The sequence below is a fragment of the Oscillatoria sp. HE19RPO genome, from assembly GCF_024220515.1.
Taxonomy (GTDB): domain Bacteria; phylum Cyanobacteriota; class Cyanobacteriia; order Cyanobacteriales; family Laspinemataceae; genus Laspinema.
On the sequence record NZ_JAMXOT010000258.1, the window covers coordinates 1 to 12,833 of the forward strand.

9 protein-coding genes and 1 CRISPR repeat array are annotated in these 12,833 nt (G+C 47.3%); of the genes, 2 read left to right on the plus strand and 7 right to left on the minus strand.

The window, feature by feature from the left end; all coding sequences use genetic code 11:
- Positions 1-175 precede the first annotated feature (175 nt).
- Positions 176-461: a CRISPR direct-repeat array (repeat unit 29 nt; unit sequence TAATTTGATGGACTGGCGATTCTCGAATC).
- A 59-nt stretch (positions 462-520) separates the two neighbouring features.
- The 4 genes from NG833_RS21805 to NG833_RS21820 form a co-directional block, all read right to left on the minus strand.
- Positions 521-3,319 (minus strand): DUF1156 domain-containing protein, encoded by a 2,799-nt coding sequence (locus tag NG833_RS21805; RefSeq protein ID WP_254567381.1) that lies wholly within the window; start codon positions 3,317-3,319, stop codon positions 521-523.
- A gap of 119 nt (positions 3,320-3,438) precedes the next feature.
- Complete coding sequence (locus NG833_RS21810; protein WP_254567382.1) at positions 3,439-3,657, minus strand: hypothetical protein; 219 nt, start codon at positions 3,655-3,657, stop codon at positions 3,439-3,441.
- A 344-nt stretch (positions 3,658-4,001) separates the two neighbouring features.
- Positions 4,002-4,427, minus strand: coding sequence for a hypothetical protein (locus tag NG833_RS21815; RefSeq protein ID WP_254567383.1), 426 nt, complete (start codon positions 4,425-4,427; stop codon positions 4,002-4,004).
- Positions 4,428-4,598: 171 nt separating this feature from the next.
- Complete coding sequence (locus NG833_RS21820) at positions 4,599-7,826, minus strand: ATP-binding protein (protein WP_254567384.1); 3,228 nt, start codon at positions 7,824-7,826, stop codon at positions 4,599-4,601.
- 682 nt (positions 7,827-8,508) lie between these two features.
- Here NG833_RS21820 and NG833_RS21825 point away from each other — a divergent pair.
- On the plus strand, positions 8,509-8,925 hold the full coding sequence (locus tag NG833_RS21825) for an endonuclease domain-containing protein (RefSeq protein WP_254567385.1): 417 nt from the start codon (positions 8,509-8,511) through the stop codon (positions 8,923-8,925).
- 267 nt (positions 8,926-9,192) lie between these two features.
- Here the strand turns inward: NG833_RS21825 and NG833_RS21830 are convergent, their stop codons facing one another.
- From NG833_RS21830 to NG833_RS21840, 3 genes are all read right to left on the minus strand, one after another.
- Positions 9,193-9,630: a hypothetical protein gene (locus NG833_RS21830; protein WP_254567386.1), complete on the minus strand. Its 438-nt coding sequence runs from the start codon at positions 9,628-9,630 to the stop codon at positions 9,193-9,195.
- Positions 9,631-9,878: 248 nt separating this feature from the next.
- Positions 9,879-10,343: a hypothetical protein gene (locus tag NG833_RS21835; protein ID WP_254567387.1), complete on the minus strand. Its 465-nt coding sequence runs from the start codon at positions 10,341-10,343 to the stop codon at positions 9,879-9,881.
- Between the two features lie 228 nt (positions 10,344-10,571).
- Complete coding sequence (locus tag NG833_RS21840; protein WP_254567388.1) at positions 10,572-11,228, minus strand: MBL fold metallo-hydrolase; 657 nt, start codon at positions 11,226-11,228, stop codon at positions 10,572-10,574.
- Between the two features lie 3 nt (positions 11,229-11,231).
- Here NG833_RS21840 and NG833_RS21845 point away from each other — a divergent pair, with 3 nt between their 5' ends.
- The gene (locus tag NG833_RS21845; RefSeq protein WP_254567389.1) at positions 11,232-12,722 is read left to right on the plus strand and encodes a site-2 protease family protein; all 1,491 of its coding nucleotides are present in this window, start codon (positions 11,232-11,234) and stop codon (positions 12,720-12,722) included.
- Positions 12,723-12,833: the final 111 nt, after the last annotated feature.

Consider the following 12,833-nt stretch of genomic DNA (forward strand, 5'->3'; position numbering starts at 1 on the left):
GGCGATTCGAGAATCGCCAGAAAAAACAAACCTATTTTAACCAAAACCCCATGTAGGGGCGATTCGAGAATCGCCAGAAAAAACAAACCTATTTTAACCAAAACCCCATGTAGGGGCGATTCGAGAATCGCCAGAAAAAAAACCTATTTTCTGCAAAATATACAGAGAATTGCGCTAATTTGATGGACTGGCGATTCTCGAATCGCCTCTACATTATTGGGTTTTGGGTAATTTGATGGACTGGCGATTCTCGAATCGCCTCTACATTATTGGGGTTTGGGTAATTTGATGGACTGGCGATTCTCGAATCGCCTCTACATTATTGGGGTTTGGGTAATTTGATGGACTGGCGATTCTCGAATCGCCTCTATAGAGAATTGCGGTAATTTGATGGACTGGCGATTCTCGAATCGCCTCTACAGAGAATTGCGATAATTTGATGGACTGGCGATTCTCGAATCGCCTCTACATTGGGTTTTGGGGAGGGATTTAGGAGGTTTATCCCCTGAATCCTGCTAGATTACCCTAAATCTAAACTCATCTGTCCCCCTTCCAACGGCATCTCCAATTGTTCATAAACCACCTTTGCCTTAATCTCATCCATCGATAACCACAAATTTAACAACGACTTCTCCTCCGGTATCCGTTTCTTCTCATCCCCTAAACGCGGAATTACTTTTAATGCCACCTCGATCGCCCGCATGAAGGTGTCGTTACTGGTGAGGGCGGTTGTTTTCATGAATTGCCGGACTAATTGGATGTTTTCCTCTTCCTCATAAAGGGCGATAATCGCGTGCAATCCATCCACTAAATAGGTGAGGGAAAAGTCTTGGGGATTGGTGGAAAAGGCGCGTTTTTTGAGTCGTTGTTGCGGGGTGAGGAGTTTGCAAGTGCCACTGGCGGAGTCGAGGAGTTTGTAGGTTTTGCTTAAATCGTTGACGTTGAATCCGCCGATCGCCAATGCTAATTGTCTCGCTTCATCGTAAGGGAATTCTCGGGCGCGAAAGGCATCCCAGGCGAGGAGATACCACTGGGTGAGGGGGTCAAATCCGGCGGTATCGGTTTGTACCAGTTTGCGGAATCGGTAGTTGGCGATCGCCTTTCTCGCTTCGGCAAAGGCAACTTCCGGGCGCACTTCTTCCCCGCTACTGTCGAGGATGGGATAAGACTGACTGAATACGTTTAATGCCGGACCAAATGCGCTTAAATAGAGGTCAATGCCGGTGATATCTGCTGCTTCAAATTCTGGGGCGCGTTTTTCCACGAGGTTGGCGACTTTCGGGCGCAAGTCATCCCACCACGCTTGGGCGGCGTTGGGGTCCCGTTTGCGGCAGACGAGTAAGACGGTACTGGAAACGGAGTTTTTCTGCGCTTGGTGCAGGTTTTGCGGGTTTTCGGTACTGACTGCCCAGGATGCGGTAATCTCGAACCCGCTATCTATCAGGGATTTTGTGAGAACGTCCCACGCCCCGGATTCTTTATGGTTGAATTGCACTGTCATCACTCCCTCATCCCGTAAGACGCGGTAATATTCGGCAAATGCCAGGGCCATTTTTGCCTCGTAATCTTGGGCGGCAAGTTCGTCAGGGGATGCGCCCATATTCCGGAAGCGCGAGGGATTGGCAACTGCTTCTCTATCTTTATCCGTGAGTTCGGACCAAAATAAATCGGGGAATATATCGCCTAATGTGCGTTTCATCCAGACATAGAAAAAGTCGGATAATTCGGCATATTGGATGGTGGAATAATAAGGCGGATCGGTGACAACTGCATCGACGGAGTTGTCTGGAATATGGAAAAGGCTATCGGCAGATGCGGCAGTGATTTGGATGGTTTTTGGGTTGTATTCTTCGATTCCAGGTAAGCCAATTGAGTGGGGTTTAGTGCCAAAATAATTACAGAGTATATCATAATCAGAAGCAAAAACATCAGCACATAAATGCCATAAATCCCCCTTTCCATTGGTTTCAGGATAATTCCACATTAAGTTAAGGGAGTGTTGTGTCGATGCTCTTTTAAAACCCGCTCTTGATGAATCCCAGCAAGATAATCTACAATTCGTATCAGTACATCTATCTAATACTAAAGCCAAATAAGTGGTTATCGCTTCTACTTTCTCCCGTTCATACTCAGCCCATAACAATGCCTTAGCTTCGTTGATGATTTCTGCATATGTGACAAGCGTTAGAAGCTGGCGGGGGTTAAACATTTCATGCCAAAACCGAACGCCTCGATTATAACATCGAGTATCTTGACCTTCTAAAAAAGGCTCTAACGGAACTAATCCAAGTTCTAATTTATTTGATAAAGATTCTTTCGCTTTGTTAATTGCTTCTCGGTCTAATTCAGTGGATAACCTAAATTCTAAAGTGCCTTCTCCTTTTTTATAAGCTACTGCATAAAGTAAATAATAAAATTCTTTGTCGAGTAATTTTTTATCTATATAGTCACTTTCCAATAAATAATCACAGTTGGGACATTTACCATTCCCTCGGCTAATTGTGATAAACTCACTCGGATCATACTCGTTCTCATCAGTTTGAATGGTAGTACCTTTCCCCTTTCTTCCCTTCACTAACTCAAAATCAACCCGCTTATGTTCGGGGTTGGGAATTGGTTTCACCGCATACCAATTACTTGTAACTTTTCTCGCTTGTCCCTTTCCGCCATAATTACTGGTTTTACTTAACCACCAATTCGGACTCAACGGAACCACAGACTGACAACTGGGACAAACCACCGTATGCGCCCATAAATAATTCTGTACCGTTTCCCCTTCCAAACTGGGGAAAAATTCAGCTAACCGTTTCTCTGCTTCATCCCCCACCCATTTCACCCATTTATCAATATCCTCCTGCAAATCTGGCCCAAATTTGAGGGGATATTCCATCGCCGCCTTCATCGTCACCACCGCCACCGGATTGAGGTCCGATGCCAACACATTCAACCCATATCGCGCCGCTTCAAAAGGAATACTCCCCCCACCGGCAAAGGCATCTAATACCGTCGGAGTGCGATTTCCCCAGACTTTCTCGCAATAGTCATGAACCTTTTTAATTCGCACCGAAGACGGGGGCATTTTATAGAGTTTAATCTCTTTTCCCGGTTCCAATCCCAGCAAATATTCAAACTCTTCTGGAGAAATATCTGCGGGTAATAAAGACGCCAACACCGAAGCGCGAGAAAAAGACAGCGGTTTCCGGGAATACCAGCGATGCAATCCTTTAAAGGGATTGCCCCCATGTTCATAATAAACCTGTTCATTCAGCAGATTAACCGGCATCATTTTTTCGATGAACAGTGGGGGACGATTCTGCATGGTGGTTTTCCGGGAATGAATGACAATTTGGGTTATTTTATCATAAAATGGGGGAAAAATCAACAGGATTCAGGATTGGGTGACAATTTGCCTCATTCCCGGATAACGGTCTGATAAAATCAGGAGTTAGAGGAAGAAGAGGTTGCCTGTTGGGAATTCTCTTTAATTTTTTTGGCCTCTTCAATTTCCATTCGCGCCAAAGTCGTCACGGCATCGGATAAATAGGTAACCAGAGTAACCCTTTTCTCCGGGTCTTTTTCTCGCCATAAGTCATTCGCATAAACCATCACGAGATTGCGATAAGCTCTAATAGATTCGGAATCAATTGCGTAACTCATAGATAAGGGAGATATCTAACCGGGTTTGATTATAATATCATGTTTGCTCGATCGCCGAGAGAGACCTAACCCCCCAACCCCCTTCCCTAAGAGGGAAGGGGGAGAAGAGGGAGAAGAGGAAAAAATGTTTTTTGAGGTTAACCTACCGACCTTGATATAATCCGATCACTGGCAGCATCTCAATTTTGCCTAAAAGGGGAATTTACACCTCTTTCTCCCCCTTTCCTCTTAGGGAAGGGGGTTGGGGGGTTAGGTCTCTTTTCCCAATTGAGATGCTCCCCGATCGCTCCTCTATTCTCCCAGAAAATTGACCAGAGTTCATAGCAACACCGTTCTAATCACCCCTAACTCAACAAAATCCGCAACGCTTTCAACGCATTGGACCGACTGCCATTGGCAATTTTCCCAAACCAATAATGCGCCTCTTCATTACTCATCGCCAAAACCCCATCGGTAATTTTTACAATTCGCTCAGTTTTAGAAAGCGGTTGCAACGCTTGGAATAATATCGCCAAACTCACCCCAGATTCCTCGGATAAAATATAAGGACTTTGGCGTTTATTGGATAAACTCTGGGGGTCATACTGATTCTGTTTGAGGGCGGTATAAACTGCTTGTTTCGCCAACACCAACCCATTGCCTTTTAACCGACCCAACCGCTTCGCCGCAGGGCGTTTTTTGGCCCCCGCTTTCTTGTACGCGCATTGATACAGTTCTAAGGCAAAGTTATTATTTCCCGTCGGAATCACTCGCAACTGAAACTCTTGCATGAAAATATCACAGTTTTAAATAAGGTTTAGGCCATTTTTTCGGAGGAATAGCGATTTTATAGCAATTTTATAATAAAAGCGAGCAAGATGCTCGCACTCCTGGGATTTTTTGGAGTGCGAGCATCTTGCTCGCTTTTATTGTCAAAAAATCACAAAATTCCCACCCTCCTTTTAATAGGTTACCTTAACGGTTAACATTAAACGGTCTACTGGATTGCGGTCCAGAGTCTGTTTAATACTAGCAAGTTCTGACCCATTCGGTAAGATGGCAGGATTGAAGGGAATCGCAATTTTAAGATTCACCTCCCCTTGCACCTCGGGACTATTCAGCAACTTGTTCAAAGTGGTGAAAAACTCCTTAAATCCGGGCACGGGTCCTTGATATTCCACCCGCACAAACCGATCGCCGGTTTGCACTGTGGCGGTTTGGTCGATTTCCGGTTGTAACCGCTCGAACAAGGAAATCGATATTCCCAATTTGCGATAGTCGATAATCTGATCTACCGCAATTTCTATCCTTTCGATGGTTTTCACCTTATCATCAGACAGGCGATCATTTAACTTAGAAAACACGGAATTCAACGTCCCATCCAGTTCAATAATCGGGGATTTTGCCTCAAATAAACTCGGTTGCGCCGCATCCACGACATACCCAGAACCCCTGAACTCCTGCACTTGCGATCGCGCCACTTCTGGAGAAAAAACCATCGTCTCCTGTTGCACCGTTTCTCCATTCCCATAATCCGCCACTACCCGAAATCCACAAGATTGATTAATCGTGGTTTCATACTCATCAGACGGACGAAAATCCCCGCGAATTAACCGCTTATTTTCATACAAACTCACCGTCAGCGCCCCTTTCGCCTTCCACCGCACCCGCACCAATTTCTCCGCGTCAGAACTCGGTAACAATTGCGCGCTAAATTCAATGGTTTTTGGGACTGGAGGCACGAGAATTCCCCGCCGATACAATACCATCCGGTCCGAAAATTCCAGGGTATCCGGTAACTGCATCGGAGTATCTGCGGTTTTAATAAATAACCGTTCTCCCACCTTCAAATCCCAATTTCCCTCCTGCAATCCTCGGCGAATCGTATCCCGCAACATTGCCACCTCTGCATCCAGGAGAATATTCAAACTCAAATCTTTAGCAAACGTATCTCGCAACGCTTTAGTTGTCAAAAAATCCAACCCCGCAGGCCAAACTTTTTGTAAAATAAAAGCAGGGGCAAAGGGTTTAGCATCCTCCCCGCGAATCTTAGTACAATCTTTCAGCGCTTTTAAAATCACCTCTTGTTGGTTATTCTTCTTAACCGTACTCGACTCTTGGGCGGCAAGCGTATAGTGCATTAACCCTTTCGGCGCTTTCACCGGGTCATTAGCAGGATAAAACAAATGCCGATAAGCATTCGTCAGGGAAATTCGCACCGCTAAATCCCCCATTCCCTCTTTTTCGCGGAGTTGCTTTTGCTGACTTTCCGATAAATCTTGCAGGCGATTTTGACTGCCGAGAATATTTCTAATTGCTTGATATTCCCGGGCATTTTCCAGCGCCTTGTCCAACTCATACCGATTTGCCACTAAAAACAGCAGACGATTCCGGTAGGTTCTAAACTTACCCGATTCTCCCGTCTGGTCAAAAATCCGATAGACTAAAGGCGGCGCTTCATCAGTCGAAGCAGTCACCATTCCCTCATCAAAATCAATCAAACATAACACCACATCATCGGGGTTATCATCCACATCGGAAGGACTCTCAGGACCAGCAACTAAGTCAAATAATTTTTTAGCAAAAATGCTATCCCGACGTTGGCGCAAATCTGCCTTTGCCTCACCCCGTCCAATTTGCTCTTTTTCCTCGGTAATAATTTTATTAATCGAAGGTTCTTCTTTAAATCGAGCTAACTTGGCGATCGGGTCAAAATCCAGATACCACGCCACCACCAAAATTCGCTCTAAAGCGCGGTCAATAAACCCACTTTCAATCGTCGGTGTCAGTAACGATAAATACAACTCCGATTTACGAATTCCCGACGAACTCCCTTGAGTTAAAGAATGCAAAAAAATCGTCCGCGTCACCCAAGTAGAAAACGGAGGTTTTCCTGCCGCTTGCCATTCTTCATCCTGCACTTGAGCATAAGCGCGTCTCCCATCCGCATTATAAATATCCGCACCAATGGGAGGACGCATTTGGGGACGTTGCAACCGCGAAGTCAAATCATCGGTAATTTCTGCATCCAACCCAACCGGAATATGATGGGTATGAATCATCGGAATCCAACTGTTTTTATCTCGCCATAAATAGCGCAAAACTTGAGCAAATAACCGCAACGCCCCCCGGGTGGTTTGAAACTCGGGAATCGAAGCAATTTTTTTAGTCAGCAGATTAAACAATTCCGGATGAAACGGATAACTTTGGGCGATCGCCTGGGAATAAGTCGCATCCTTGCACCCTTCCGGCAAATCCAACCGACTCCCCTTATAAACACTTAAATATTCCGATGCCGCTTTTTGTGCCGCATCCTCACTCACCGCCACAAACATTCGCTGTTTAACAATATTATAAATTTCCACATCCGTAGAAGGAGTCAAAACCCGTTCTTGCCTTGCCGAAGCACGCATCGCCTCCTGCAAATCCATCGTTTCCGCAGCAAACGTATCCGATGCGGAAGCGAGGGAATAAATCAACACCAAATTGTCACAAGAAGCAGCTAATTCTATCAACGAAAACAAAAAAGCGACCACCTGTCCCGCCAAATCGCTTTTCCCCACCACCTTCGCTTTCGCCGATCGCAAATATCGCGCCATTTCATCTAAAGCAATGACAGTCGGTTCTCCCCCTAACAACCGTTCCAAAACCGAAGTCCCGGGACTGCTGCCACTGGTATCACTTCCGCGCAACAATTCATATCCCGCAATCCCCCCAATTTGATAAGCAATCTCACCCCATAACGTGCGAGTTGTCAACCCCGTATCGGCATGAAAAATCCCTTGTTCCGGGTCCAAATCCCGTCCATCCACAGCAGCAACTTGAATCGAACGACTGGGAATCAACTTCAAATCCGCAAAGCGATCGAGACCCTGAATCCGTCGCCCTTCCTTGCAGATATGCCACAATGCAATCAAATCGTGAGTTTTCCCCCCACCAAAACTCGTCTCCAACCGAATCGCCGGAGAACCCACCCCCTGCTGAGTTAACCGACTAAACGTTTCCCGAATCAGCGTCTTAATCCCATCCGTGGGAAAGGTATTAGAAAAAAAAGTATTAGCATCTTGATAAACATGAGGCGCTTTCCCTTCCACCACCATTCGCAACTTCGCCGCGAACAAATCCAACGCCAATTCACCGGATAAAATTTCCTCGCGGGGATCACAAGTCTGAAAGATAGATTGCAGCATCGATTCCCTCCTGAACCCGGGTACAAAAAATCATGGATTCTCTTCTATTAATCTACCGCAATTTGCGATATCTGGATGTTAAAATTGATAAACTTCCTAGAAAATATTGCAATTTTTCAGGAGTGCATTATTTATAAAACAAAAAAGAAAAATGCGTTTCCGGTCCCCTCCCCTTGGCAAGGGGAGGGTTAGGGTGGGGTCCACACGTTAATAATTCACCCAGGATTTTGACTGTTCCTCACACATAACGGGGAACCCCACCCAACCCTCCCCTTGCCAAGGGGAGGGCTCTCGGACTCCGGTCCCCTCCCCTTAGCAAGGGGAGGGTTAGGGTGGGGTTCCCCTCCGGTCCTTTCCCCGTAGCAAGGCAGGGATGAGATCAACAAAGAAAAATGCTCCTCCGGTCCCCTCCCCTTGGCAAGGGGAGGGTTAGGGTGGGGTCCAAACGTTAATAATTCACCCAGGATTTTGACTGTTCCTCACACATAACGGGAAACCCCACCCAACCCTCCCCTTGCTAAGGGGAGGGCTTTCGGATTCCGGTCCCCTCCCCTTGGCAAGGGGAGGGTTAGGGTGGGGTTCCCCTCCGGTCCCCTCCCGTTACTAAAGCAACAGTGAGATAAACAGGGGAATTGTTGTCAGGTATGATAACGGAGGAAGTCGAGTAATTGGCGGTAGATTCATGACCGAACTCTACAACAAAACCTCAGAAAAGGAAAAACGGCGATCGCTGCGTCATAATATGCCCCCTGCTGAAAAATTGGTCTGGCATAGATTGCGCGATCGCCAGGTTGAGGGCTGCAAATTTCGGCGGCAGTATAGTATTAGTATATTTGTAGTGGATTTTTATGCGCCTGAACTGAAGTTAGCGATCGAAATTGATGGAGAGAGTCATTTTGGGGACGAGGCGAGAATATATGACATTGAACGACAGTCTTTTTTAGAAGCTACAGGGGTTTGTTTTTTAAGATTTACGAATCAGGAAGTGTATAAGGAATTGGATGGTGTGATTGAGGCGATCTCTCAGATGATTTGCCGATTGCGGGAAGAACCCCACCCTAACCCTCCCCTTGCCAAGGGGAGGGGACCGGAGAATTGAATTGGGTTGGGGGTTGGTACCGGAAGAACCCCACCCTAACCCTCCCCTTGCCAAGGGGAGGGGACCGGAGGATTGACTTGGGTTGGGGGTTGGTACCGGAGGGACCCCACCCTAACCCTCCCCTTGCCAAGGGGAGGGGACCGGAGGATTGACTTGGGTTGGGGGTTGGTACCGGAGGGACCCCACCCTAACCCTCCCCTTGCCAAGGGGAGGGAACCGGAGAGAGGAACCCCACCCTAACTTTCCCTTTACTAAGGGTCAAGCAATTCAAAAACTAGAAAAAGGCTTAACCCAATGACGCGCGATCGCCGCATCTAATAAAACCCTTGCTACTGCAAACATTAAAATACTTTCACTCGCCATCACCGCCACCGGAACCACACTATTCGGATTACTTAATCCCACCTCAACTTGCGCTAATCCGCGCACCAATCCAAACGCAAATACCGCCCCAGATTTCAAATGAGGATTCACATCATCCCGGATAATATAACGATAAGTCACCCCAAACAAAAACCCGGCAACTCCCGCACTTGCGCCACTCAACCACAACCGCTGCCATTCAGGGAAAATCGCCCAACTCTCAATCCCAGAAGATAACATCAACTGATTCCCCAAACTCGTCACCCCCCAGGCGACTGCCACAGACAATCCCCCGACTGCACCCGCTTTAATGGATTCAATTCGTTCCGTCATCAGTTCCATGTTTCCCTCCAGTCAATCCAGCATCACCTGATTCTGATTTTATGAGATTTCTGACCCAATTCTAAAAAAAAATTAGAGATTGGATTCAATTGATTTTATAAAAACCCAGCCTAACATTTGATATAAATTTATAATTAAAACAAGGGATAAATTATCACTGATTTAACAATAATTTATCCCTCATTAGTGATAGATATCAGGAGAAGTAAGTCATCGGTTTAAAGCCGAACTCACCCCATGCTGACGAATTATAAAACCTTATGAGTGTACTCATGTTGCTTAACATTATCCTCGGCACGGACAATATTATCGGAATTCAGAACCCGCTTGCGCTCTACGGAATAGTTCAATTCGCGATAAGTTGACCCGATCGCGATCGCCTCGCAAGCTTCAGGACGATGTTGATAGGTGCGAACCGTCGAAATCGCCCGTTCTACAAAATCATCACAGAATTGAGCATCAGCCGGAAACTCCGGCAACAGTTTCGGCTGTTCACCCTCCAAGACTGTACCCAGGGTAGTGGCACAAGCCATTTCATAAGATGTAGGAATTCCCTTAAGAATCGCTTCTAAAGCTGCCGAAGGAATCGGTTCTACAATTTTGACCTGATGGACTTCCCCATCTTGCTTCAGAAAACAAGTTGCCAAACCGACGACTAAATAATCTTCGGTTGAGACATCAGGCGCGTTCGAGTAAGCAGTTGCAACGGACATGATTTTTACCAACAATTCAAGGACACGCACTATTGAGTTGCATTTTACTGACATCTTGCACCATTCTCAACACCTATAGGGGATAAATCCCCCGCCTCATAGCTAAAGTCGTCTAAAGACGACTACAAGTCTTACCCCCTGGTGTTTTCAGTCGGTTTCACCCGACGTAGTGGCGCTTCGCGAAGCGCCACTACAGGCGGGGGTTTGAACCCCCGCCGGGTGAGTTGCTCACAGAACAGGTTCCAACTCCCGCAACCCCTGAACATCGATCGCCGCCAGATGCTCATAAGCCGAGTCAATCACCCGTTTGCCCCGTAAAAAGCCCGTACTCGCCCCGGGACAGATATAGTGCAAGCTCTCCGGTGTAAAGCGCTCTTGCAGTGCCTTAACGGCCTGAATTTGCCTGGTCCAGTGAAAGGTTTTAGAGGTTCGCAAAGGCATCGGTTCTCCCTGAGCATTCGGGAGCAAATGCCGCCCCACAAATAACACCCCACCGTGACCCCCATAATATAAACAGGAGGACCCAGGGGAATGACCGGGGGTCCAAATTCCCTGACAATCGGGACTCAGGGTGCAATCTTTCTCAAACGTCTGCACCGTCAATTCTGGCAGTAAATAGGCTTCCCACTCTTGAATCACCACTTGAGCGCCCGTTGCCTTTTGAATGTCCTTAACTTTGGAAATTCCGCCGCGATGGGTCAAAAATAGCCACTGCACGCCCCCTTGCTGAGTCAGGAATTCCTCCGTCGATTCATCCCACGGGGGACAATCTACCAGGATATTGGCGTTGTTTTCTACAATAAGATAAGCTGTCGCGCCTAGGGTCTCTCGATTGGGAGAAAAGGCAAAAATATTATCAAAGACAGCCCGTGGTTGTTTGGGCATAGCATGATTCTCTGGTTACTGCTTCTAGGATTTATTACATACATTATCTTGCGGCAGCGTGTGGCACACCTGACGCGCACCCCGCTTTGGGTGTTATGGTTGGCATTAATGGCCCCCGCTTTTCTGTGGATAGCTTGGTTTGTCATTCATGGCGAAGACAGTCCCTTACCCACTGAAGTCGCCCTCGGTTCCTTTGTGGTGTCGCCCCTGATTTACTGGATACTGTTTTTCTGGGGTCGCCGGGATATTCGCCCGCCTTTAGAACAGGACCCTGGCGTTACTCCAGCCCGGGAATCTGCCGGAATCAAAGCGGTATCTCGTCCGGTTCCTCCCGCTAGTCTCCAGGAATTACGCGCCTTGAATGATGGAGAAGAACAGGAACTGCGGGATTGTTTTGATTGGACGGTTTACGCCCTGCATCAGATTGATTACCGTCCGCAAGCGGTAATCTGTCGGGGTCAGTTGCGATCGCCCCCGGATTCCGCCTATCACAAAATTCGCGCCAAAATAGAAGATAAATTCGGCGATCGCTTCTTAATTATTTTTCAGGAAGATTTCAAAGGCCAACCCTTTTTTATCTTAGTTCCCAATCCTGAACAAGCGGTTCAACTGGATGACCTCAATAAACCCGGACTCGCCCTGTTACTCGCTGGGATTACCCTCTTTACCACCACCCTTGTCGGCACCCAAATTGCCGCAGTCTCTCCCGAACAGGTGCAATCGGATCCCGAGTTATTACTCCAAGGTTTACCTTATGCCGTCGCCCTGATGCTGATCCTCGGCATTCATGAATCCGGTCACTATTTCGCGGCAGCTTTTTATAAAATAAAGACAACCCTGCCTTACTTTATTCCCTTCCCCCTTTTCCTCGGCACATTTGGGGCCTTCATTAAAATGCGATCGCCCATGCCGAATCGGAAAGTCTTGTTTGATATCAGTATTGCCGGTCCCCTGGCTGGATTTGTGGTCACCCTACCCCTGTTGTGGTGGGGATTAGTTCATTCCACCGTGGTCCCCATGCCAGAGAACCCGATAATGTTCCAAATCACCGCCCTCGACCCCAAAACATCCCTAATCCTCACCTTTCTGAGTAAACTCGCCCTCGGATCGCAACTCACCCTCACCAGTGCCATTAACTTACATCCCGTTGCCGTTGCCGGATGTATTGGCTTAATCGCCACCGCCTTAAATCTAATTCCCGTCGGTCAATTGGATGGGGGACATATCATTCATGCCATGTTTGGGCAGGTGAAAGCTACCCGCATCGGACAAATAACCCGAATTGTATTTCTAGGAATCGCTTGGATGCAGCGAGTCTGGATTATTTGGGCGCTGCTGTTATTCTTGATGCCAGTTGTAGATTCCCCCGCCCTCAATGATGTCAGCGAACTGGATAATCGCCGGGATATCCTGGGCTTACTGGCGATCGCCCTGTTATTGGCGATCGTCTTACCGGCACCGAGACTGATCACCCAATGGTTAAATATAATTTGAAGGTCTCTAAAAACCCACACCCTGAAGGGTGGGGCTACACGGACGAAGCCTGCCTCCGCAGGCTGAAGAGTAAAGAACAACCCAATTTGGTCTCATACCAAATCCGGTTGG